The organism is Streptomyces sp. Q6 (assembly GCF_036967205.1).
GTDB lineage: Bacteria > Actinomycetota > Actinomycetes > Streptomycetales > Streptomycetaceae > Streptomyces > Streptomyces citrinus.
In genome coordinates, this window is sequence record NZ_CP146022.1 from 5,537,656 (window position 1) to 5,558,337 (window position 20,682).

Below are 20,682 nucleotides of genomic sequence, written 5' to 3' on the forward strand. Positions count from 1 at the left end.
TGCGGCATGGCACGATCGGAGCCTGACGGTTTCGGGCCGCACGGCCCAGTCGAGCCAGGGGACAGCAGAGATGGTCATGTTCTTGTTTCTGGTCGCCGCGCTGGTCGTGGTGGTCGCCGCGGTGACGCTCGCGGTCCTCGGCGGCGGCGACGGCGGCGCGCTGCGCGACGAGCCGTCCCAGTTCTACGCCGACCCGCTGCCCCCGGATCGCCCCCTGGCCCCCGCCGACCTGGAGGCGCTGCGCCTGCCCACCGCCGTGCGCGGCTACCGCATGGCGGAGGTGGACGACGCGCTGAACCGCCTGGGCGCCGAGCTCGCCGAGCGCGAGGCACGCATCGGGGAGCTGGAGGCGGCCCTCGCCGCGGCCCACGCACAGGCGGCCCGGCGGCCCGTCGACCCCCGGACCGATCAGAACGGCTTCGCGCCGCCCGGCGGGTACCAGGGCGAGCCGGGGGAGGACTTCCGGTGAGCGAGCCGGTACCGGGCGCCGCGCTCCCCGGACCCGACGGGAAGCTGCGCTGTCCCTGGGGACTGTCGACCGAGGACTACCTGGCGTACCACGACGAGGAGTGGGGCCGCCCGGTCCACGGCGACGACGCGCTCTTCGAGCGGCTGTCCCTGGAGGCCTTCCAGTCGGGCCTGTCCTGGATCACGATCCTGCGCCGCCGCGAGACCTTCCGCGCCGCCTTCTCCGGGTTCAAGATCGCCGACGTGGCCGCCTTCACGGACACCGACCGCGAGCGCCTGCTCGCCGACCCCGGCATCATCCGCAACCGCGCCAAGGTCGACGCGACCCTCGCCAACGCCCGCGTGCTCGCGCAGTGGTCGCCCGGCGAACTCGACGCGCTGATCTGGTCGTTCGCGCCGAGCGCCGCAGACCGCCCGGTCCCGAAGGTGCTCGGCGACGTGGCCGCGATCACCGACGAGTCCAAGGCCCTGTCCAAGGAGCTGAAGAAGCGCGGCCTGCGCTTCGTCGGCCCCACCACGGCGTACGCGCTCATGCAGGCGTGCGGGCTGGTCGACGACCACCTGGCCGACTGCACGGCCCGCACGACGAAGAAGCCCCGGTCACGCAGGTCCTAGCGCCCCAGGTACTTCGGCTTCTCCTTGGCGAGGAAGGCCTGGACGGCGATGGTGTGGTCCTCGGACGCGCCGGCCCGCGCCTGCAGTTCGTCCTCCTTGTCGAGGGTCTCGTCCAGGGAGTGGTCGGCGGAGAACGCCACGGCCTCCTTGAGCGCGGCGTAGGCGACGGTCGGACCCTCGGCGAGCGTGCGGGCCACCTTCCGCGCCTCGTCGGCGAGCTCGGCGCCGGGCACGATCCGGTTCGCGATGCCGAGCTCGTACGCCTCCCGCGCCGTGAGGGAGCGCGGGAAGAGCAGCAGATCGGTGGCGCGGCCCGGCCCGATCAGGCGCGGCAGCGTCCAGGACACGCCGGAGTCGGCGGTCAGTGCGACACCCGCGAACGAGGTGTTGAACGACGCGTGGTCGGCGACGATCCGGTAGTCAGCGCAGAGCGCGAACCCGAAGCCCGCGCCGGCCGCCACGCCGTTCACCGCGGCCACGACCGGCTTCGGCATCCCGGTCAGCGCCCGCACGATCGGGTTGTAGTGCTCGCGCACCGTGTTCATGGTGCGGCCCTTGCCGTCCTCGCGGTCGGCCATCAGCGACCCGACGTGCTCCTTCAGGTCCTGGCCCACACAGAACGCCCGCTCGCCGGAGGCGGTCAGCAGGACCGCCCGCACCGCCTCGTCGGCGGCGGCGGCCTGCACCGCGTCGCGGAGGGCGACCTTGGCCTCGTTGTTCATCGCGTTCATCGCCTCGGGGCGGTTCAGCGTGATCGTCGCGAGCCCGTCACTCACCTCGTAGAGCACGGTGTCGGCCATGGGACTCCTCCTATGCGGTTGCTTAGTCGTCGTGCTCAGCATGACGGAGATCACGGCCCGCGGAACGCCCCCGGCATGTGACCTGCGTCTAACAATTCCGCTTCGGGGGGAGCATGAAGGAGGCGCAGTATCGCAGTCACATCGCCGAATTGAGTGGTTTTGCTCAAGCGCGTTGCGCAAGCGATGCCGACTGATGTTGGTCATCGGGTCCGCCGATGCGGGATAATGGCCTGGAAGCAATGTGTTCGATGCCGGTGACGTGTGCCCATCCAGAGGGCCGTCGGCTACCGATGAGCTGGTTTCAGGAAGGGGAACGAGCATGGCGGCCATGAAGCCGCGAACGGGTGACGGCCCGCTCGAGGTGACAAAGGAGGGGCGGGGCATCGTCATGCGCGTTCCGCTCGAAGGCGGCGGTCGGCTCGTAGTAGAGCTGACGCCGGACGAGGCCGATGCCCTCGGCGACGCCCTGAAGAAGGTCGTCGGCTGACGCGGAAGCGACCATACCTTTTCGACTGCCCCGGCACACATTCGGTGCCGGGGCAGTCGTGCGTCCGGGGTCCGGACCCCGGGGAGGCCGGTGTTTCAGCGCTTCACGGCGCAGAGCAGCCCGTCGCCGACGGGCAGCAGCGAGGGCACCAGCTCGGGGGACTCCCGCACCGCGCGCAGCAGCTCGCGCAGGCGCACCACCTCCACCGGCTGCGGACCCGAGTCGACGGTCCGGCCGTCGGCGAAGACACCCTCGAAGCACACCAGGCCGCCGGGGCGCAGCAGGCGCAACGATTCAGCGAGGTAGTCCAGGCTCTCCATCCGGTCGCCGTCGCAGAAGACCAGGTCGTAGCCGCTGTCCGCGAGCCGCGGGAGGACGTCGAGCGCCCGGCCGGGGATGAACCTGGCCCGGTTGCTGGCGAAGCCGGCCGCGCGGAACGCCTGCCGGGCGAACTGCTGCCGCTCGGGCTCGGGATCGACCGTCGTCAGGACGCCGTCGGGCCGCATTCCGTGCAGAAGATGGATTCCGGACACGCCCGTGCCCGTACCGATCTCGGCGACGGACTTCGCCCCCACCGTGGCAGCGAGCAGCCGCAGCGCGGCGCCCGCGCCGGGGGACACCGAGCGCAGCCCGGCCTCGCGGGCCCGGTCCCGGGCCCAGCGCACCGCGTCGTCCTCGGCGACAAAGGCGTCGGCGAACGCCCAGCTCGTCTGCCGGTTGCCGGTAATGGCCCTCTCCTGTCCCCGTGGTTGCCTGCGCGTGACTTTATCCGTTGGTGGCGGGAACTCGCAGATGGGACCGGGCGTTTAAGAGGCAGGCGGACGGCGGGGAGCCGACCGGCAAATCTGAGTAAAAACGCTTATCCGGAGCTAACGGGCGAGGTGGCTATGGTAGGGGCTCCACTGGACACCACCAGAGCCGACAGGGGAGGTGCGGCTGCGCCTGTGGATCGGGGAGGAGTGCTGCGGCGCTTTCTCAGGTCGGCGGGTGAGCCGAAATCTGTGACCGACACCGCTGACCGAATCCGCACCACTGACTCCGCGCAGCAGACCGCGACCTTTGCCGCTGATGCGGAATCGCAGGCGTGGACTCCGCCCACCTGGGAGGAGATCGTCAGCACGCACAGCGGCCGGGTGTACCGGCTGGCCTACCGACTGACCGGAAACCAGCACGACGCCGAGGACCTCACGCAGGAGGTCTTCGTCCGCGTCTTCCGCTCCCTGTCGACGTACACGCCCGGCACGTTCGAGGGCTGGCTGCACCGCATCACCACGAACCTGTTCCTGGACATGGTCCGCCGCAAGCAGCGCATCCGCTTCGACTCCCTCGGGGACGACGCGGCCGAGCGCCTGCCCAGCCGCGACCCGTCGCCGCAGCAGGTCTTCAACGACGCGCACTTCGACGCCGACGTCCAGCAGGCCCTCGACACCCTCGCGCCCGAGTTCCGCGCCGCCGTCGTGCTGTGCGACATCGAAGGACTCTCGTACGAGGAGATCGCGGCGACCCTGGGCGTGAAGCTGGGCACGGTGCGCAGCCGTATCCACCGCGGCCGCTCGCAGCTGCGCAAGGCGTTGCAGCACCGTTCGCCCGAGGCCCGCGCCGAGCGCCGCACGCTCGCGACCACGGGGATCCCCGTCCTTGGAGGAGGGGGCGCGCCCGCGTGAGTGGATCACGTCTCAATCCTGCCGAGCGCCAACAGACCGCGGCCGATCAGCACCTGGGGGACAGGCTGGCCGCTCTGGTCGACGGCGAGTTGGACCACGACGCCCGCGAGCGCGTGCTCGCGCACCTGGCGACCTGTTCGAAATGCAAGGCCGAGGCCGACGCCCAGCGCCGCCTCAAGAGCGTCTTCGCGGAGGCGGCCCCACCGCCGCCCTCCGAGAGCTTCCTCGCCCGCCTCCAGGGGCTTCCCGCGGGAGGTGACGGCGACGCGGGCACACCACCGTTCGCGGGAGGCGGCTTCGGTACCGGCCGCGCCTTCGGCAGCGTCCGGGGCTTCGGGCAAGGAGTCTTCGACGTAGACCCCGAACCGTTCGGCTACGCCCCGGCCGGGGCGCACGCCGCCGTGCTTCCCAGCGCGCAGCGGGGCTTCCGCATCCACGAGGTGAGCCGCCCCGACCGGCACGACGGCGACCGGGCCTCGCGCTCGCGCCGCTTCGCGTTCGCCGCGGCGGGCGCGGTGTCGCTGGCCGCGATCGCGCTCGGCGGAGTCTCGGCCGGTGCCCCGGTCGACGCGTCGGACGCGCGCGGTGGCGGCGGCAGCAATGTCACACCGCTGCGCAGCCAGGCCTCGGGCACCACGTCGAGTCCGGAGTCCCCGCGTCGTCGGGCCCTGTCCCCGCTGCTCGGCCAGGGCGGTGGCGCGCTCTCCGCACCGGTGTCGCCGACGGAGGCGGGTGCGCCGCTGCTGCCCGGCGGCGGCCACGCCGAGAGCGCCACGTACCCGTTCCCGAGCCCGCTGCTGTCCGGCGCGGCCCGCATGTCGCCCCTGATACGCCCGGCTCAGGACACGTACGCGCCGGCCGAGGCGACCGCCTTCGAGGAGATGACACCGGGGTTCGTCGCGGCGCCCGTCTCCTCGCCGACCGCGTCGTCCCGCCCGTCCTCGCTCCGCTGACGCACCTGCACCCGAGCCGCTGAACCTGGTTGAATCGCGCGTGGGAGCCCGTGGCGTGGTGCCGCGGGCCAGGTGGCGGGGAGAGCGGCGGGACATGGACGAGGGCAAGCCCACAAAGGCCAAGTGGTGGAGCCGCCCCCGACCGGACACGGGGCACTCCGTGGGGGACGACGGCGACTGGCACCTCCAGGCGCCGGCACCAGCATCAGCGCCGACAGCGGCACCCGCCCCGGCACCGGCAGCAGCACCCGCACCGGCGTCCGCGCCTGACTCCGGCGGGATCGCGGAGAGCGGTGAGGGTGCGGGTGCGGCGAGTGCCGTGACGAGCGCCGTGCCGAGCGCCGGGAGCACGGGTGAGGGGGTGGACGGGGGTTCACCGAACCCGACGCTTGCCGCCCCGGCCGACAGCGACACCGCTGACATCGCTGACAGCACCGGCAGCGGCATGGGCGACGCAGGCGCGGACCTCGGTACCAGCCCCAGCACCAGCCTCGGCGCCGGTACCAGCCCCAGCACCACCAGTGCCGGCCTCGGCAGCGGCATCACCCCCGATCCCGCTCCGGCCCCCGCCGCGGCCTCCTCCGGGGCCGACGGCCAAGCCCCGCGCCCCTGCACGACCCCGACCCCTACAGCACCCCGCCGTACGGCGAGCCGGGGCCGTGGGCGCTCGCGCCGCCCGTCCAGCACCCGGCGACCACCCCGGCCCACGGCACGTCGACGGCGCAGCCGCCGTACCGCACCGCTCCGGTTCCGGCCCCCGCGCCTGCGCCCGCTCCCGCTCCCATGGACCCGCACCCCGCTGCCGCGCCGGCCGGTCACGCGCTCAACGCCCCGCCGCCGTTCGCCGGTGCCCCGGCGCCCGCGTCGCCGACCGGCCCGCACCCGGCAGGCGGAGCCACGCCCGCACCGCAGCCCCCGGCCGGGGCCTGGCAGCAGTACGACCCCTGGGCCGGGCCCGTCTCCCTGTCGCAGAGCGGCGGGCCCGTCGGCGGGAAGCCCGCGCGGCGGCGGCGCGGCGCGGTGCTCGCCGCCGTACTGATCGCCGTCGTGTCCGGCGGTGTCGGCGGCGCGATCGGCTCCTACCTGGAGCGCAACGGCGGCACCGAGGTCCAACTCCCGCAGGCCGGCGCCGAGTCCACGCACCGCGCGCCCGGCAGCGTCGCGGGCATCGCCGCCACCGCCCTGCCCGGCGTCGTCACCATCCACACCAAGGGCTCCTCGGAGCAGGGCACCGGCACCGGCTTCGTGCTCGACGGCCGCGGCCACATCCTCACGAACAACCACGTCGTGGAACCCGCGGGCAGCGGCGGTGAGATATCGGTCACGTTCGCCGGAGGCCAGAGCGCCGACGCCGAGGTGGTCGGGCACGACAGCGGCTACGACCTCGCCGTCATCAAGGTCGAGGGCGTGCGCGGACTGAAGCCCCTGCGCCTCGGCAACTCCGAGAACGTGCAGGTCGGTGACCCGGTCGTGGCCATCGGCGCCCCCTTCGACCTGGCCAACACGGTCACCTCCGGCATCATCAGCGCCAAGGAGCGGCCCATCACGGCGGGCGGCGAGAAGGGCGACGGCAGCGATGTCAGCTACGTCGACGCGCTCCAGACCGACGCCCCCATCAACCCGGGCAACTCCGGCGGCCCGCTCGTCGACACGCAGGCCCGCGTCATCGGTATCAACAGCGCGATCCGCTCCGCGGACAGCGGCTCCGAGCTGGACGGCGGCCAGTCCGGTTCGATCGGCCTCGGGTTCGCGATCCCGATCAACCAGGCCAAGCGCGTCGCCGAGGAGCTCATCAACACCGGCAAGGCCACCCATCCGGTGATCGGTGTCACGCTCGACATGGACTACAGCGGCGACGGCGCCCGTGTCGGCACGAAGGGCAACAGCGGTGGCTCGGCCGTCAGTCCGGGCGGGCCCGGCGACAAGGCCGGAATCGAACCCCGCGACGTGATCACCGAGGTGGACGGTACGCGCGTCCACTCCGGCGAGGAACTGATCGTCAAGATCCGCGCCCACCGCCCCGGCGACAAACTGGACCTCACGCTCGAACGGGGCGGAAAGGAACGGAAAGTGAACCTCGTGCTCGGCTCGGCCGACGGCAACTGACCCGACCTGATCCCGGACGTATCCCAGTGGCTACCAAATGGACAGGATCGCCGGGTACCGTGGACCCGGTCCGATGCCGGACCCTGCCGAAGACCTGCTACTGAAGACCGCCGCGGGCCGAGGACACGCTAGGAGTGCAAGGTGTTCAACGACATTGGCCTACCGGAGGTCATAGCGCTGGTCGTGCTGGCCGTGCTCGTGTTCGGCCCCGACAAGCTGCCGCAGGTCATTCAGGACGTCTCGCGCACCATCCGCAAGATCCGCGAGTTCTCCGACAGTGCCAAGCAGGACATCCGCAACGAACTGGGCCCCGAGTTCAAGGACTTCGAGTTCGAGGACCTGAACCCCAAGACGTTCATCCGCAAGCAGCTGGACAGTGACGAGCTGGGGCTCAAGGAGATCCGCAACGGCTTCGACCTGAAGAAGGAGATGGCCGAGGTCTCCGACGCGGTGCACACCGTGGGTGACCTGGAGGAACTGGGTGCGGCGGGCGCCACCGCCGGCAGCGTCGACATGCAGAAGCGCACCGAGCAGCCCGCGAAGGTCGACATGCAGAAGTCGGACCAGCCGCCCGCCGTCGAGCCGCCGCCCTTCGACACCGACGCGACCTGAACCACCCGTGTGGAACCGGGCCTCCTGGACCCGGTGTGGCATCCTGCCTTGTTGTTGCGCGGACCGGACGTGAGAACGCCCGAGGGGGGCGGGCCGCTCCGGTCCGTACGAGAGCGAGGAGGCGGCCGGGTACATGGAGACGACGAGTCGGGTAGGCGCGCAGGCGCCGGCCACCGAGGGGGCCGGTCAGGTTCCCACGGCCCGGCGCACGGTCGACGGCTACCTGCTGGCGCCCTTCCCGTGGTACGGCCTCGACGAGGCCTTCACGGGACCGCGTTGGCTGATGCAGGTCGGCACCACGGCGGACGGGTCCGTCGAGCACGGTTCGATCGGGCACGGTGACGAGCCCTCCGTACGCAGCGAAGGCACGGAAGACACCGAGCGGTTCGCGGTCGTGGTGACCGTCGCCGCGAATCCGGTGCGGCGCAGCTCCGACGGCACGGGTGTCCTGGAGGCGACGTCCGTCTCCTCGGCGGCCTGGCTGGCCGGAGTCGGTCTGCTCTCGTACACGTGGCCGGGGCAGATGGACCACACCCTGCGCGACGACTGGCTGGACCAGCAGACCGAGACGGCCTGGGTGCTCGCGGACGACCTCGGGTCCTCGGACTGGGCGACGCTGTCGCTGCCGGTCGACGGGGTGCCGACGCCGTTCCACTACCGGGAGTCCGAGTACGGCTGGGTCCTCGCCGGGTCCACGCAGGCCGGGGTGCACCTGGGAGCGTACGGGCGCGGCATGAGCGCGTACGGGCTCGGGTTCTCCGTGGTCAAGGACGTCGCGGAACTCGCGTAGGCGTACGAGAGCGGGCCGCGTCCGGAACGACTCCGGACGCGGCCCGCTTTCGTACGCGAGAACGCCTCGCGCTCAGAACTTGTTGCGCGGGGTGAGCCCCAGCGACATGCCGGACAGGCCGCGCTGGCGGCCGCTCAGCTTCTCGGCGATGGCGCGCAGCGCCGAACCCGCGGGGGAGTCCGGGTCGGTCAGGACGACCGGCTTGCCCTCGTCGCCGCCCTCGCGCAGGCGGACGTCGATCGGGATGGAGCCGAGCACCGGCACGTTCGTTCCGGTCGTCTTCGTCAGGCCCTCGGCGACCGCCTGGCCGCCGCCCGTACCGAACACGTCGACCATCTCGTCGCAGTGCGGGCACGGCAGCCCGGACATGTTCTCGACGACGCCGACGATCTTCTGGTGGGTCTGCACGGCGATCGAACCGGCCCGCTCGGCGACCTCGGCCGCGGCCTGCTGCGGCGTGGTCACGACGAGGATCTCGGCGTTCGGCACCAGCTGGGCGACCGAGATGGCGATGTCACCGGTGCCCGGCGGCAGGTCGAGCAGGAGCACGTCCAGGTCGCCCCAGAAGACGTCCGCGAGGAACTGCTGGAGCGCGCGGTGCAGCATCGGGCCGCGCCACACCACCGGCGCGTTGCCCGGCGTGAACATGCCGATCGAGATGACCTTCACGCCGTTCGCCATCGGCGGCATGATCATGTTCTCGACCTGGGTGGGCTTGCCGTCGGCACCCAGCATGCGCGGGATGCTGTGCCCGTAGATGTCCGCGTCGACGACGCCGACCTTCAGTCCGTCGGCGGCGAGCGCGGCCGCCAGGTTCACGGTCACGGACGACTTGCCGACGCCGCCCTTGCCGGAGGCCACCGCGTACACCCGGGTCAGCGAGCCGGGCTTGGCGAACGGGACCTCGCGCTCGGCGGTCCCGCCGCGCAGCGCGGCCGCCAGCTCCTTGCGCTGTTCGTCGCCCATGACGTCGAGGGTGACCTGCACCTCGGTCACGCCGTCGACGCGCAGCACGGCGTCCCGCACGTTGTTCTCGATCGTCGAGCGCATCGGGCAGCCGGAGACGGTCAGATACACGGTGACCGCGACGACTCCGTCCGCACCGATGTCCACCGATTTGACCATCCCCAACTCGGTGATGGGTCGCTGGATCTCGGGGTCGTTCACTGTCGCGAGCGCCTCGCGCACCGCGTCTTCCGTAGCCATACAACCGATAGTACGGCGCGGTAACCGGGGCACGGAAAGCCCCGTCAGCGGTCGTCTACGTCACGTCCGCGATCGCCGTCCCCCGGGAACACCTCGCCCTTGGCGACGGAGCGCTGCTGTTCCTCCAGCTCCTTGAGGAGGTCCTGCAGCTCGGAGCGGATCCAGTCGCGGGTGGCCACCTCGCCGAGCCCGATCCGCAGGGCCGCCACCTCGCGGCTCAGATACTCGGTGTCGGCGATCGACCGCTCGTTCTGCTTCCGGTCCTGTTCGAGGTTGACCCGGTCGCGGTCGTCCTGCCGGTTCTGGGCGAGCAGGATCAGCGGAGCGGCGTACGACGCCTGGAGCGACAGCATGAGGGTCAGGAAGATGAACGGGTAGGTGTCGAAGCGCAGGGCGTCCGGCGCCGCCACGTTCCAGGCCACCCACGCGATGATGATCACCGTCATCCAGACGATGAACCGGCCCGTCCCCAGGAACCGGGCGATCCGCTCCGACATCCGCCCGAAGGCCTCGGGGTCGTAGTCCGGGATGAGCTTGCGGCGGGGCGTCAGCGGCTGGTCGAGCCGGATCCGCGGCCGCCGCGGGGCCTCCCCGGTGCGGGTCTGGGTCTCCTCAGTCGGCATGGTTCACATCCCCGGACAGGTGGAATTCCTGCTCGCGCCAGTCGTCGGGCAGCATGTGGTCCAGTACGTCGTCGACGGTCACGGCGCCGAGCAGCGAGCCGCTCTCGTCGACGACGGGCGCGGCCACCATGTCGTACGTCGCGAAGAACCCGGCGATCTCCGGGAGTTGGGCGTCCGGCGACAGCGCCTGGAGGTCCTCGTCGAGCACGGCGCTGACCAGCGTGAACGGTGGGTCGCGCAGCAGTCGCTGGAAGTGGATGGTGCCCAGGTACTTGCCGGTCGGCGTCTCGTCCGGCGGCCGGCACACGTACACCTGGGCGGCGAGCGCCGGGGAGAGATCGGGGTTGCGCACGCGGGCCAGGGCGTCGGCGACGGTCGCGTCCGGGCGCAGCACGATCGGCTCGGTCGTCATCAGACCGCCCGCGGTCCGGTCCTCGTACGCCATCAGGCGCCGCACGTCGGCCGCGTCGCTGGGCTGCATCAGCGCGAGCAGGCGCTCCTTGTCCTCCTCGGGCAGTTCACTCAGCAGGTCGGCCGCGTCGTCCGGGTCCATCTCCTCCAGGACGTCGGCGGCGCGCTCCTCCTTCAGCTTGCCGAGGATCTCGATCTGGTCGTCCTCGGGGAGCTCCTCGAGGACGTCGGCGAGACGTTCGTTGGTGAGGGCGGCGGCGACCTCCGCCCGCCGCTTGGGGGAGAGGTGGTGCAGCACGTTCGCGAGGTCGGCGGGGCGCAGCTGCTCGAAGGTGGCGAGCAGGTTCTCGGCGCCCTGCCCGTGCTCCTCCAGCGAGAACCCGTCGACGGCCGACCAGTCGACGGTCAGCGTCTCTCCCTTGTTGCGCCGGAAGGCGCTGCTGCGCCCCTTGCGCACGAAGACCCGGTCGATCTCCCAGTCGCGGCGTGCGGGCAGTTGCTGGATCGCGACGTCGAGGACGGTGACCTCCTCGCCGCTCTCCACGAGCCGGACCCGCCGGTCGAGCATCTCGCCGATCACCAGGCGCTCGGTGGGCCGCTGCTCGAAGCGCCGGACGTTGAGCACGCCGGTGGTGATGACCTGGCCCGACTCGATGCCGGTCACGCGGGTCATGGGCAGGAAGATGCGCCGCCGCGTCGACAGTTCGACGACGAGCCCGAGCAGCCGGGGCGGCCGCTTGCTCACCCGCAGCATGGCCACGAGGTCGCGCACCCGGCCCACCTGGTCGCCGTTCGGGTCGAAGACGGCGATGCCGGCGAGGTGCGAGACGAAGATCCTGGGTACGCCTCCCGCCATCGCTCCCCACCTCCCTTTCGGCCGTATCGGTGCGTAAATACGAGCAATCCGTGGTTCAGGCTAGCCGGTACCCGTAGAACACGCCTTTGCGCTGCGGCCACCCGGACCCGGGCGAGTATCCGCAGATGGCAGGGGTACGCTGCCGTCTGCTCGCCCGTCTGCCGCCACCGCCCCCCCCCACAGGGGCGCTGCGCGCCGCCCTGCCTTCCCGGCTCGATGCGTACGAGAGGTGTCCCACCCGTGACCGCAGCTTTCCTGGCCCCTCGTACCCGCAGGACCGTCCTGGTCGGCGTGATGTGCTCGGGGCTCGCGGTCGGACTCGCGGCCTGCGGCGGCGAGGATCCGGACGCCGGTACGAACGGCGTCGGCAAACTGGAACCGGCCACGATCCAGAGCCGTACGGTCAAGGCGGCGCAGGGCGCGGACGCCGTGCACCTCTCCGGGACCGTGGTCAGCAGCGGCAAGTCCTACCGGCTTGACATGCGGCTGAAGGACGACGGCGGCACGGGATCGGTGACGGCGAACGGCAGCACGTTCCGGCTGCTGCGCGTCGGCGACCACCTGTTCCTCAAGGCGGACGCCGACTTCTGGACGCACTCGGACGACGCGAAGAGCGGGCACGGCGACGGCGCGGCCGCGGAGAAGCTCGACGGCAAGTACGTGAAGGTCCCGAAGGGCGATCCCGCGTACCAGCGGCTCAGCACCTTCACCGACAAGGACGTCCTGCTCGACGGCCTGCTCACGCTCCACGGCGACCTGGCGAAGGGCGACCGCGGCTCCTCCGGCGGCGTCCGCACGATCGAGCTCACCGGCGACAAGGGCGCGGGCGGCACCCTCGACGTCTCTCTGGAAGGCCGCGCGTTCCCCATGCGGCTGGAGCGGGCGGGCGGCGCGGGCACCCTCCAACTGACCGACTGGGGCCAGGACTTCGATCTCGCGGAGCCGGAGGACGGCGACACGGTGGACTACGGTCAGGCGCTTCCGTCGTCCTGAGCCGCGTGGCCTCAGCCCTTCTTCCGCCGGGCGAGAAGCCGGGGCAACCCCGCGGGCACCGCGTTACGCGTCACCGCGGGCGACGGCAGCGGCGGCGCGGCCAGCGCCCCGTCCGAGCCGGGCACCACGCCCGCACCGAGGTCCGGCTCGAGGCGGAGCACCCGGCACTCCCGCCCCCACCGCTCCGGCATGGCCTCGGAGTCCGGAGCGTTCAGCCGCTTCCCCTTGAGGTCGCCGACCGCCGCCTCCCACGCCTGCGTGCCGGACGCGAGCTCCACGACCTTCGCCCGCCACCCGACGAGCCGCCCGCCCTTGTCCTTGCTGCGTACGGTGACGGTGGCCGAGCCGCCGTCCACGAGGTCGGGGAGCGGCTGCTCGCCGGGCCCGTCGCCGACCACGTGCGCGGCGCCCTCGTGCCACACGTGCCACAGGGCGCGCTCGGGCCCCGACGGGTCCGAGCCGCCGCGGACCCAGATGAGCCCGGACTTCTTCGTGGCCTCCTCGACGAGGGCGGCGTCGAGCAGTTCAGGAGTCGTCATGCGGCAAGCGTAGCCGCGCTGTTCACAGCCATCCGTTCCGCTTCAGGGTCCGGTGGATCCCGAAGCAGACCGCGCCGATGACGGCGAGCACCATCGGGTAGCCGAACCGCCAGTGCAGTTCGGGCATGTACGTGAAGTTCATGCCGTAGACGCCGCACACCATGGTCGGTACGGCGATGATGGCGGCCCACGAGGTGATCTTGCGCATGTCCTCGTTCTGGGCGACGGAGGCCTGCGCGAGGTTGGCCTGGAGGATCGAGTTGAGCAGTTCGTCGAAGCCGACGACCTGCTCCTGGACCCGCTCCAGGTGGTCGGCGACGTCCCGGAAGTACTTCTGGATGTCCGGGTCGATCAGCCGCATCGGCCGCTCGCTCAGCAGCGCCAGAGGGCGGCGCAGCGGGGCCACGGCACGCTTGAACTCCAGTACCTCGCGCTTGAGTTGGTAGATCCGGCCCGCGTCGGAACCGCGCGGCGCGCCTTTGCCGGTCTGCGAGAAGACCTCGGTCTCGACCTCGTCGATGTCGTCCTGCATGGCGTCGGCCACGGCCAGGTATCCGTCGACGACGTGGTCGGCGATGGCGTGCAGGACGGCGCTCGGGCCCTTGGCGAGCAGCTCGGGGTCGTCCTGGAGCCGGTGGCGCAGCGCGCGCAGCGAGCCCTGCCCGCCGTGCCGCACGGTGATGAAGAAGTCCCGCCCGGTGAAGCACATGACCTCGCCGGTCTCCACGACCTCGCTGGTCGCGGTGAGCTCGGCGTGCTCGACGTAGTGGATGGTCTTGAAGACGGCGAAGAGGGTGTCGTCGTACCGCTCCAGCTTGGGTCGCTGGTGCGCGTGCACCGCGTCCTCCACGGCGAGCGGGTGCAGCCCGAACTCGGCGGCGATACCGGAGAATTCGGCCTCGGTCGGCTCGTGCAGGCCGATCCAGGCGAAGCCGCCGTCACGGCGCACCTGGTAGCGGGCCTCTCGCGGCGTCAGGCACTCGCCGGACTCGACGCGGGCTCCGTCGCGGTACACGGCACAGTCCACGACCGCCGAGACCGCGGACGGGTCACGCGTGCTGTCGTACGAGGAACGCGACTCGTTCTCGTACGGGGCCACGCTCTTGCGCAGCGAGGGGCGGACGGCGGCACGCAGGTCGCGAATCATCGACATGGGCAGGCTCCTTCGCGGGCGGGAGCCGCGCAGGGACGGGTGGAACTACCCGGAATGAGGACGTCCTGGCCAACCGGACATGCTGCACGTCCACAAAGCGGGGAGCACCGCACCGGCACTGGGGCGGCTTCGCTTACTGATTCAGATCAGGAAGATCAGAAAGATCAGGCGGAAACGAAGCGCTCTTCCGGCACGCGCGGGCAGCCCTGAAGGACAGCGACTGCGGAGTGAAGTGCGGGCCTAGCGGCCGGAAGAACGGGTGGTACTGCACGGTCGACTTCGATCCATGACAGCCCCACCTCCTCCGGTCGGTCCCCCGTGGGGGACGTCTGGTGGGTCGGTTCTTCGAGTGCTCTCTGAGGGGCTCTCGGCGGGTACGCGGTGCGTACCATCCCGACCAGCGGCCAAGACTATCAGCCGACTGAAGAAGCAAGCCCCTTCTTTACCCGTTGCATGCGAGTTCTATGCTCGCGGGATGGCAGAAGTTCTTGCGTTGGTGGAAGCCCGGCTGACCACGGCCCTGGGCGAGCCGGACGCGCGCGCGGCGGTCACGTTCCTCGGCACCGACCGGATCGAGGTGCTGCGCTTCAGCGACGGCGACGTCGTCCGGTACGCGACGCTCGGCATGTCCACATCCCCGATGTCCGACCCGACGGCGGTGCTCGCCGATCCGGTGAAGGGCCCGCGCGCGGAGCTGGTCCTGACGGTCAGGGCCGGCCTCGCCGACACCGACAAGGCGCTGCGCCCGCTGGCCGTGCTCGCCGCGTCCCCGCAGGTCGAGGGCGTCGTCGTCGCGCCGGGCGCCTCGCTGGACGTGGGGGAGCCGCTGTGGCCGGGCGCCCCGTTCACCTCGGTCCTCGTGGCGGAGTCGGGCGGCCTGGTCGAGGACCTGGAACTGGACGAGCCGCTCGACCCCGTACGGTTCCTGCCGCTGCTGCCGATGACGCAGAACGAGGCGGCGTGGAAGCGCGTGCACGGCGCGGCCGCGCTCCAGGAGAAGTGGCTGAGCAGCGGCACGGACCTGCGCGATCCGCTGCGCAGGTCCGTGCCGCTCGACTGACGTGGTGCCGTCCGGTCGCCGGCGTCCAGGGCCGCGTCCGCGGCAGGGTCCGCCGGTCAGGTTCTAGCCGGCGAAGACGGAGACGCTGTCCTCGCTCGCGTGCCGGGGCTCCAGTTCCTCGGCGTCGTGGGTGAGGGCGTTCCTGCGCACCCACACCACGACCGCGCCGAGCAGCGCCGTGACGGCGGCGACCACGAACGGGATGTGGATGTCGCTCCACTCCTCGATCTTCGGCGCGAAGTACGGGGCGGCCGCGGCGGCGAACCACCGGACGAAGTTGTACCCGGCGGACGCCACGGGCCGCGGCGCGTCCGAGACGCCCAGCGCGAGCTCGGTGTAGACGGTGTTGTTCACGCCGATGAAGGCGCCGGACAGGATCGTGCAGACGATGGCCGCGGTGTGGCTGCCGTAGCCGAGGACGAGCACGTCGGCGGCGAGCAGGACCAGCGAACCGCCGAGCACCTTCAGCGAGCCGAACCGCGCCTGCATGCGCGGCGCCACGATCACCGAGAACAGCGCGAGCAGCACGCCCCAGGCGAAGAAGACACCGCCGGACTTGTACGGGGTCATGTTCAGCACGAACGGTGTGAAGGCCAGCACCGTGAAGAACGTGTAGTTGTAGAAGAAGGCGGAGACGGCGGCGGACGCGAGGCCGCCGTGGCCCAGCGCCTTGATCGGGTCGAGGATCGAGGTCTTCCGTGCGGGCTTCGGCTGCTCCTTCAGGAACACCGTGATGCACAGGAACCCGACGGCCATGAGCGCCGCGGTGCCGAAGAACGGGTAGCGCCAGCTGGCGTTGCCGAGCAGGGCGCCGACCAGCGGTCCGCACGCCATGCCGAGGCCGAGCGCGGACTCGTACAGCAGGATCGCGGCGGCGCTGCCGCCGGCCGCGGCGCCGACGATGACGGCGAGCGCGGTCGACACGAACAGCGCGTTGCCGAGGCCCCAGCCGGCCCGGAAGCCGACCAGTTCGCCGACCGATCCGGACGTGCCCGCGAGCGCGGCGAAGACGACGACGAGCGCGAGGCCGACGAGCAGGGTCTTCTTGCCGCCGATGCGGCTGGAGACGAAGCCGGTGACCAGCATCGCGATCGCGGTGATCAGGAAGTACGAGGTGAAGAGGAGGGAGACCTGACTCGGGGTCGCCTCCAGGCCCTTGGCGATCGACGGCAGGATCGGGTCGACGAGTCCGATGCCCATGAAGGCGACGACGGATGCCCCGGCGGTCGCCCAGACCGCCTTCGGTTGACGCAGGATGCTGCCCGCACCCGCGTCGAAGGGGTCCCCTTCGGCGGGACCTCCTGTGCTGCTGTGGCTCATGCCTGATGCTCCTTTGCTCCTGGGCCGAGCGAGATCGTTGGCGTATGCACATAATAAGTTAGACCAGCTAATTAATGCAAGCTACACGTAAATCTGTGGGGCAGACCGGCACACTCCGGACGGGTGATCGTCCTTGACGCGGCGCGGCACGGGGAGGACCGTGGGACTTTATGAGGGGCGAACCCAGTTGCCCGAAGTGTGGTGGCCGGGTCAGGGCTCCCGGACTCTTTGCCGACTCCTGGCAGTGCGATGTGCACGGGACCGTGCATCCGTTGCAGCCTGTGATCCCGCCCAGCGTCGAGGCCCTCGGTGTCGTGGTGCATCGCGCGCGGGTACCGGTGTGGATGCCGTGGCCGCTGCCGGTCGGCTGGCTGTTCACGGGCGTGGCCAACGCGGGCGACGACCGGCACGGCGGCCGCGCCACCGCCGTCGCCTGCTCGGGGCCGGGACCGCTCGGCGGCATCGGCGAGCTGGTGCTCGTCGCCGAGGAGCTGGGCGTCGGACTCGGCGCGCGCTACGCGGGCATCGAGGGGCCCGACCCGGGACCGCGGATGAACGTCGAGAAGCCGCCGCAGGCCAAGCTGCTCGCTGCCGGTCGGCCCACTCCGCTCTGGCACGTCACGGGCACACCGGACGACCGTGCCGTCTTCGCCGGCGAGGCGCGCGGCCTGTGGCTGTGGGCGATCGTGTGGCCGGAGCAGTCGGGTCTGCTCATGTACGACGAGCTGGTGCTCACCGACCTGCGGGACGCGGGCGCCGAGGTGGACCTGCTGCCGTGCGGGGCGCTGTCACCGCGCATCCTTCAGTAGGGCGTACGGGACCGTGCGCCGGGGGTACGTGCCCGCGTGGTGTACGTGCCCGCGTGGTGTACGGGCCTGCCCGCAGGCGTACGGGGCGGTGCGCCCGAGGGCCTTCGGTGGGGCGTCCGCGTAATCGGTGGGACGTCCGCGTAAGGGGTGGCGGCCCGGTTCGGTGGTGACGGGAGCGGGGAAATTCCCCGTTATCCTTGAGCGTCCCCCGCTGCCCTCCGGCAGCAGCCCGTCCGAGCCTGGAGTACGCAGCCGTGCGCATCGATCTGCACACCCACTCCACCGCTTCCGACGGGACGGACAGCCCGGCCGAGCTGGTGCGGAACGCGGCGGCTCAGGGTCTGGACGTCGTGGCGCTCACCGACCACGACACCACGCGCGGCCACGCCGAGGCGATCGCCGCGCTCCCCGAGGGCCTCACCCTCGTCACCGGCGCCGAACTCTCCTGCCGCCTCGACGGCGTGAGCATGCACATGCTGGCGTATCTCTTCGACCCCGAGGAAGCGGGGCTGCTCGCCGAGCGCGAGCTGGTCCGTGACGACCGGGTGCCGCGCGCCCAGGGCATGATCGCCAAGCTGAACGAGCTGGGCGTCCCCGTCACCTGGGAGCAGGTCGCCCGTATCGCCGGTGACGGCTCGGTCGGCCGCCCGCACATCGCCACGGCGCTGGTCGAGCTCGGTGTCGTACCGACGGTCTCCGACGCGTTCACCGAGGAGTGGCTGGCCAACGACGGGCGCGCGTACGTCGACAAGCACGAGACGGACCCCTTCGAGGCGATCCGCCTGGTCAAGGCCGCGGGCGGCGTCACCGTCTTCGCGCACCCGGGTGCTGCCAAGCGAGGCCGGACGGTCCCCGACGCGTCGATCGCGAAGCTGGCCGAGGCCGGTCTCGACGGCATCGAGGTCGACCACATGGACCACGACCCGGCCACCCGCGAGCGCCTGCGCGGCCTCGCCGCCGACGTCGGCCTGCTGACCACCGGCTCCTCGGACTACCACGGCAGCCGCAAGACCTGCGTGCTCGGCGAGTACACGACCGACCCCGAGATCTACGGCGAGATCACGCGGCGCGCCACGGGCGCCTTCCCGGTGCCGGGCGCCGGCGGACGCCGCGCCTGACGCTCCCCGCGCGTCCCCCTCGTACGCCCCCCTCCGCTCGACTCTCCCGCAAGGCAAGCCCCCACTGTGTTCGATGTCGCTGTTTTCGGATCCCTTTTTCTCACGCTTTTTGTGATTATGGATCCCCCTGGAATCACTCCGATCTTCCTCGCCCTCACCGCCGGCCGCCCCGCCAAGGTCCAGAAGCGGATGGCCTTCCAGGCCGTCTGCGTCGCCTTCGGCGTCATCGCCGTCTTCGGTCTCCTGGGCCACCAGATCCTCGACTACCTGCACGTCTCCGTGCCGGCCCTGATGATCGCGGGCGGGCTGCTGCTCCTGCTCATCGCGCTCGACCTGCTGACCGGCAAGACGGACGAGCCGAAGCAGACGAAGGACGTGAACGTCGCCCTCGTCCCGCTCGGCATGCCGCTGCTCGCGGGGCCCGGCGCGATCGTCTCGGTCATCCTGGCCGTCCAGAAGGCGGACTCGTTCGCGACCCAGGTCTCGGTCTGGACGGCGATCGTGGCGATCCACGTCGTCCTGTGGATCGTGATGCGCTACTCGCTGGTGATCATCCGCGTCATCAAGGACGGCGGCGTGGTCCTCGTGACCCGGCTCGCGGGCATGATGCTCTCGGCGATCGCCGTGCAGCAGATCATCAACGGGGTGACCCAGGTGATCCAGGGCGCCTGACCCCCGGCTGCCGTGAGCAGGCTCCGGACATGCGAAGCCCCCGTACGCGTCGTGCGTACGGGGGCTTCGAAGATGTGTGAGTCGCTACCCCGTTACGAGGCGGCCGACTCGGCCGGGCGGATGTAGAGGCGCTGCCCGATGGCGGCGGCCTGCTGAACGATCCGGTTGACGGAGGCGGCGTCCACGACGGTGCTGTCCACGGCGGTGCCGTCGACGTCGTCGAGTCGCATGATTTCGAAGCGCATGTGGCTTCTCCCTTCGTCTGGTGATCCTCCTGAAGGAGAACTACTGGTGCTGACCACGAGTCTGGTCCAGCTGTACGGCCAGGCGGTTGCCTGACCGTTAAGAGTGGATTGCGTGGCTCCAGTGCCCCGCGTGCTCTATGGGGTTCAACGAGTTGCCCCCAGCAAACATTCCCTACGCTAAGGAAATTTTTCGGGTAACTAATTACCGGCGGGTAGCGGGAGCGGTTGTACACGGGGCGTGACGCCCAGGACAATGGGCGGCGATGAACGACGACACCCCCACGGACGCCGTGAGCACCCGCCTCGACACCACGAACGACCTGCTCAGACGGATGCTCGCCGAAGTGGCGAAGACGCCGTCGACGCACGCGATCTTCGTGGACGCGGGCTACCTCTACGCGGCCGCGGGCCGGCTCGTCGCCGGCACCGAGGACCGCCGCTCCTTCGACCTCGACGCCGAAGGGGTCATCGAGGCCCTGATCGACAAGGCCCGCACGATCTTCGCGGACAGCCGACTGCTGCGCGTCTACTGGTACGACGGCGCCCGCCGCCGCATCCACACCACCGAGCAGCAGTCGATCGCCGAGCTGCCCGACGTGAAGGTGCGCCTCGGCAACCTGAACGCGAACAACCAGCAGAAGGGCGTCGACTCCCTCATCCGCAGCGACCTCGAATCGCTCGCCCGGCACCGCGCCATCAGCGACGCGGCCCTGCTCGGCGGCGACGAGGACCTGGTCTCCGCCGTCGAGGCGGCCCAGGGGTACGGCGCCCGCGTCCACCTCTGGGGCATCGAGGCGCCCGACGGCCGCAACCAGGCCGATCCGCTGCTCTGGGAGGTCGACAGCCAGCGCACCCTCGACCTCGACTTCGTGAAGCCGTTCGTCACCCGCCGCACCACGCTCTCGTACGAGTACCCGGACGCGCCGCGGCCCGGCCGCGACCAGGTGCGGTTCGTCGGAGCGCAGATCGCGGCGCAGTGGCTGGCCGCGCGCGGGCGCGAAGCACTGGCCGACCTGCTCCCCGGCCACCCCTACCTGCCGGGATCCGTCGACCAGGAACTCCTCGTCGAGGCGGAAGCGCTGCTCCAGTACTCGCTGCGCGGCCACTCCGACCTGCGGCGCTCGCTGCGGGACGGGTTCTGGAGCCATCTCCAGACGCAGTACTGACGTCCGCCCCCGCTTC

Annotated in this window: 24 protein-coding genes; 14 read left to right on the forward strand and 10 right to left on the reverse strand. The window is 71.2% G+C overall.

What is annotated here, in order from left to right:
• The first annotated feature begins 70 nt into the window (after window positions 1–70).
• Complete coding sequence (locus tag V2W30_RS25865; RefSeq protein WP_338700188.1) at window positions 71–469, forward strand: DivIVA domain-containing protein; 399 nt, start codon at window positions 71–73, stop codon at window positions 467–469.
• Window positions 466–1,083, forward strand: coding sequence for a DNA-3-methyladenine glycosylase I (locus V2W30_RS25870; protein WP_338700190.1), 618 nt, complete (start codon window positions 466–468; stop codon window positions 1,081–1,083). Before V2W30_RS25865 ends, V2W30_RS25870 begins: the two co-directional genes overlap by 4 nt.
• On the opposite strand, the gene V2W30_RS25875 is transcribed toward V2W30_RS25870, so the two are convergent.
• Window positions 1,080–1,883: an enoyl-CoA hydratase/isomerase family protein gene (locus V2W30_RS25875; RefSeq protein ID WP_338700192.1), complete on the reverse strand. Its 804-nt coding sequence runs from the start codon at window positions 1,881–1,883 to the stop codon at window positions 1,080–1,082. The genes V2W30_RS25870 and V2W30_RS25875 overlap by 4 nt on opposite strands.
• Window positions 1,884–2,202: 319 nt before the next feature.
• Between V2W30_RS25875 and V2W30_RS25880 the strand changes: the two genes are divergently transcribed.
• Complete coding sequence (locus V2W30_RS25880; protein WP_003966491.1) at window positions 2,203–2,370, forward strand: DUF3117 domain-containing protein; 168 nt, start codon at window positions 2,203–2,205, stop codon at window positions 2,368–2,370.
• A 95-nt stretch (window positions 2,371–2,465) separates the two neighbouring features.
• On the opposite strand, the gene V2W30_RS25885 is transcribed toward V2W30_RS25880, so the two are convergent.
• Window positions 2,466–3,164, reverse strand: a complete 699-nt coding sequence (locus V2W30_RS25885) for an O-methyltransferase (protein WP_338703760.1) — start codon at window positions 3,162–3,164, stop codon at window positions 2,466–2,468.
• A 93-nt stretch (window positions 3,165–3,257) separates the two neighbouring features.
• On the opposite strand from V2W30_RS25885, the gene sigE reads away from it, so the two are divergent.
• On the forward strand, window positions 3,258–4,034 hold the full coding sequence (gene sigE, locus V2W30_RS25890) for an RNA polymerase sigma factor SigE (RefSeq protein WP_338700194.1): 777 nt from the start codon (window positions 3,258–3,260) through the stop codon (window positions 4,032–4,034).
• Window positions 4,031–4,987: an anti-sigma factor family protein gene (locus V2W30_RS25895; RefSeq protein WP_338700195.1), complete on the forward strand. Its 957-nt coding sequence runs from the start codon at window positions 4,031–4,033 to the stop codon at window positions 4,985–4,987. Before sigE ends, V2W30_RS25895 begins: the two co-directional genes overlap by 4 nt.
• A 626-nt stretch (window positions 4,988–5,613) precedes the next feature.
• Here the strand turns inward: V2W30_RS25895 and V2W30_RS25900 are convergent.
• Window positions 5,614–5,772: a hypothetical protein gene (locus V2W30_RS25900; RefSeq protein WP_338700197.1), complete on the reverse strand. Its 159-nt coding sequence runs from the start codon at window positions 5,770–5,772 to the stop codon at window positions 5,614–5,616.
• Here V2W30_RS25900 and V2W30_RS25905 point away from each other — a divergent pair.
• From V2W30_RS25905 to V2W30_RS25915, 3 genes are all read left to right on the forward strand, one after another.
• Window positions 5,771–7,093, forward strand: coding sequence for a S1C family serine protease (locus V2W30_RS25905; RefSeq protein WP_338700198.1), 1,323 nt, complete (start codon window positions 5,771–5,773; stop codon window positions 7,091–7,093). The two genes, V2W30_RS25900 and V2W30_RS25905, sit on opposite strands and share 2 nt — an antisense overlap.
• 141 nt (window positions 7,094–7,234) lie before the next feature.
• Complete coding sequence (locus V2W30_RS25910; protein WP_338700199.1) at window positions 7,235–7,705, forward strand: sec-independent translocase; 471 nt, start codon at window positions 7,235–7,237, stop codon at window positions 7,703–7,705.
• Between the two features lie 133 nt (window positions 7,706–7,838).
• Window positions 7,839–8,495, forward strand: coding sequence for a hypothetical protein (locus tag V2W30_RS25915; RefSeq protein WP_338700200.1), 657 nt, complete (start codon window positions 7,839–7,841; stop codon window positions 8,493–8,495).
• A 72-nt stretch (window positions 8,496–8,567) separates the two neighbouring features.
• On the opposite strand, the gene V2W30_RS25920 is transcribed toward V2W30_RS25915, so the two are convergent.
• Genes V2W30_RS25920 through V2W30_RS25930 form a run of 3 tightly spaced genes read right to left on the reverse strand, consistent with a single transcriptional unit; the run spans window position 8,568 to window position 11,591 of the window.
• The gene (locus tag V2W30_RS25920) at window positions 8,568–9,701 is read right to left on the reverse strand and encodes an Mrp/NBP35 family ATP-binding protein (RefSeq protein ID WP_338700201.1); all 1,134 of its coding nucleotides are present in this window, start codon (window positions 9,699–9,701) and stop codon (window positions 8,568–8,570) included.
• 44 nt (window positions 9,702–9,745) lie between these two features.
• Entirely contained in the window at window positions 9,746–10,324 is a 579-nt protein-coding gene (locus tag V2W30_RS25925; RefSeq protein WP_338700202.1) for a DUF1003 domain-containing protein, read from the reverse strand.
• Window positions 10,314–11,591, reverse strand: coding sequence for a magnesium transporter MgtE N-terminal domain-containing protein (locus V2W30_RS25930; protein ID WP_338700203.1), 1,278 nt, complete (start codon window positions 11,589–11,591; stop codon window positions 10,314–10,316). The genes V2W30_RS25925 and V2W30_RS25930 overlap by 11 nt, the downstream gene beginning before the upstream one ends.
• 294 nt (window positions 11,592–11,885) lie before the next feature.
• Here V2W30_RS25930 and V2W30_RS25935 point away from each other — a divergent pair, with 294 nt between their 5' ends.
• On the forward strand, window positions 11,886–12,584 hold the full coding sequence (locus V2W30_RS25935) for a hypothetical protein (RefSeq protein ID WP_338703762.1): 699 nt from the start codon (window positions 11,886–11,888) through the stop codon (window positions 12,582–12,584).
• An 11-nt stretch (window positions 12,585–12,595) separates the two neighbouring features.
• Here the strand turns inward: V2W30_RS25935 and V2W30_RS25940 are convergent, their stop codons facing one another.
• Window positions 12,596–13,123 (reverse strand): hypothetical protein, encoded by a 528-nt coding sequence (locus tag V2W30_RS25940; RefSeq protein ID WP_338700204.1) that lies wholly within the window; start codon window positions 13,121–13,123, stop codon window positions 12,596–12,598.
• A gap of 22 nt (window positions 13,124–13,145) precedes the next feature.
• Window positions 13,146–14,276, reverse strand: coding sequence for a magnesium and cobalt transport protein CorA (locus V2W30_RS25945; protein WP_338700205.1), 1,131 nt, complete (start codon window positions 14,274–14,276; stop codon window positions 13,146–13,148).
• Window positions 14,277–14,751: 475 nt separating this feature from the next.
• Between V2W30_RS25945 and V2W30_RS25950 the strand changes: the two genes are divergently transcribed.
• The gene (locus V2W30_RS25950) at window positions 14,752–15,336 is read left to right on the forward strand and encodes a suppressor of fused domain protein (RefSeq protein WP_338700206.1); all 585 of its coding nucleotides are present in this window, start codon (window positions 14,752–14,754) and stop codon (window positions 15,334–15,336) included.
• A 63-nt stretch (window positions 15,337–15,399) separates the two neighbouring features.
• On the opposite strand, the gene V2W30_RS25955 is transcribed toward V2W30_RS25950, so the two are convergent.
• Window positions 15,400–16,656 carry an MFS transporter gene (locus tag V2W30_RS25955; protein WP_338700207.1) on the reverse strand — a complete coding sequence of 419 codons (1,257 nt, stop codon included), beginning with the start codon at window positions 16,654–16,656 and terminating at the stop codon, window positions 15,400–15,402.
• A 170-nt stretch (window positions 16,657–16,826) separates the two neighbouring features.
• On the opposite strand from V2W30_RS25955, the gene V2W30_RS25960 reads away from it, so the two are divergent.
• The 3 genes from V2W30_RS25960 to V2W30_RS25970 all read left to right on the forward strand — a co-directional run bounded on the left by V2W30_RS25960 (window position 16,827) and on the right by V2W30_RS25970 (window position 19,255).
• The gene (locus tag V2W30_RS25960) at window positions 16,827–17,465 is read left to right on the forward strand and encodes a DUF6758 family protein (protein ID WP_338700208.1); all 639 of its coding nucleotides are present in this window, start codon (window positions 16,827–16,829) and stop codon (window positions 17,463–17,465) included.
• A gap of 254 nt (window positions 17,466–17,719) precedes the next feature.
• Window positions 17,720–18,583: a PHP domain-containing protein gene (locus V2W30_RS25965; RefSeq protein WP_338700209.1), complete on the forward strand. Its 864-nt coding sequence runs from the start codon at window positions 17,720–17,722 to the stop codon at window positions 18,581–18,583.
• Window positions 18,584–18,649: 66 nt separating this feature from the next.
• Complete coding sequence (locus V2W30_RS25970) at window positions 18,650–19,255, forward strand: MarC family protein (protein ID WP_338700210.1); 606 nt, start codon at window positions 18,650–18,652, stop codon at window positions 19,253–19,255.
• Window positions 19,256–19,347: 92 nt separating this feature from the next.
• Here V2W30_RS25970 and V2W30_RS25975 read toward each other — a convergent pair whose 3' ends face one another.
• Window positions 19,348–19,500 (reverse strand): hypothetical protein, encoded by a 153-nt coding sequence (locus V2W30_RS25975; protein WP_338700211.1) that lies wholly within the window; start codon window positions 19,498–19,500, stop codon window positions 19,348–19,350.
• A 263-nt stretch (window positions 19,501–19,763) separates the two neighbouring features.
• Here V2W30_RS25975 and V2W30_RS25980 point away from each other — a divergent pair, with 263 nt between their 5' ends.
• Window positions 19,764–20,666: an NYN domain-containing protein gene (locus V2W30_RS25980; protein WP_338700212.1), complete on the forward strand. Its 903-nt coding sequence runs from the start codon at window positions 19,764–19,766 to the stop codon at window positions 20,664–20,666.
• Window positions 20,667–20,682: the final 16 nt, after the last annotated feature.

Excerpts from the sequence above, each read along its gene's own strand:
- V2W30_RS25865 (WP_338700188.1), top strand. The coding sequence starts at position 71 with ATGGTCATGTTCTTGTTTCTGGTCGCCGCGCTGGTCGTGGTGGTCGCC.
- V2W30_RS25875 (WP_338700192.1), bottom strand. The coding sequence starts at position 1,883 with ATGGCCGACACCGTGCTCTACGAGGTGAGTGACGGGCTCGCGACGATC.
- V2W30_RS25880 (WP_003966491.1), top strand. The coding sequence starts at position 2,203 with ATGGCGGCCATGAAGCCGCGAACGGGTGACGGCCCGCTCGAGGTGACA.
- sigE (WP_338700194.1), top strand. The coding sequence starts at position 3,258 with ATGGTAGGGGCTCCACTGGACACCACCAGAGCCGACAGGGGAGGTGCG.
- V2W30_RS25905 (WP_338700198.1), top strand. The coding sequence starts at position 5,771 with ATGGACCCGCACCCCGCTGCCGCGCCGGCCGGTCACGCGCTCAACGCC.
- V2W30_RS25900 (WP_338700197.1), bottom strand. The coding sequence starts at position 5,772 with ATGGGAGCGGGAGCGGGCGCAGGCGCGGGGGCCGGAACCGGAGCGGTG.
- V2W30_RS25915 (WP_338700200.1), top strand. The coding sequence starts at position 7,839 with ATGGAGACGACGAGTCGGGTAGGCGCGCAGGCGCCGGCCACCGAGGGG.
- V2W30_RS25920 (WP_338700201.1), bottom strand. The coding sequence starts at position 9,701 with ATGGCTACGGAAGACGCGGTGCGCGAGGCGCTCGCGACAGTGAACGAC.
- V2W30_RS25925 (WP_338700202.1), bottom strand. The coding sequence starts at position 10,324 with ATGCCGACTGAGGAGACCCAGACCCGCACCGGGGAGGCCCCGCGGCGG.
- V2W30_RS25930 (WP_338700203.1), bottom strand. The coding sequence starts at position 11,591 with ATGGCGGGAGGCGTACCCAGGATCTTCGTCTCGCACCTCGCCGGCATC.
- V2W30_RS25935 (WP_338703762.1), top strand. The coding sequence starts at position 11,886 with ATGTGCTCGGGGCTCGCGGTCGGACTCGCGGCCTGCGGCGGCGAGGAT.
- V2W30_RS25940 (WP_338700204.1), bottom strand. The coding sequence starts at position 13,123 with ATGACGACTCCTGAACTGCTCGACGCCGCCCTCGTCGAGGAGGCCACG.
- V2W30_RS25945 (WP_338700205.1), bottom strand. The coding sequence starts at position 14,276 with ATGTCGATGATTCGCGACCTGCGTGCCGCCGTCCGCCCCTCGCTGCGC.
- V2W30_RS25950 (WP_338700206.1), top strand. The coding sequence starts at position 14,752 with ATGGCAGAAGTTCTTGCGTTGGTGGAAGCCCGGCTGACCACGGCCCTG.
- V2W30_RS25955 (WP_338700207.1), bottom strand. The coding sequence starts at position 16,656 with ATGAGCCACAGCAGCACAGGAGGTCCCGCCGAAGGGGACCCCTTCGAC.
- V2W30_RS25960 (WP_338700208.1), top strand. The coding sequence starts at position 16,827 with ATGAGGGGCGAACCCAGTTGCCCGAAGTGTGGTGGCCGGGTCAGGGCT.
- V2W30_RS25975 (WP_338700211.1), bottom strand. The coding sequence starts at position 19,500 with ATGCGCTTCGAAATCATGCGACTCGACGACGTCGACGGCACCGCCGTG.
- V2W30_RS25980 (WP_338700212.1), top strand. The coding sequence starts at position 19,764 with ATGAACGACGACACCCCCACGGACGCCGTGAGCACCCGCCTCGACACC.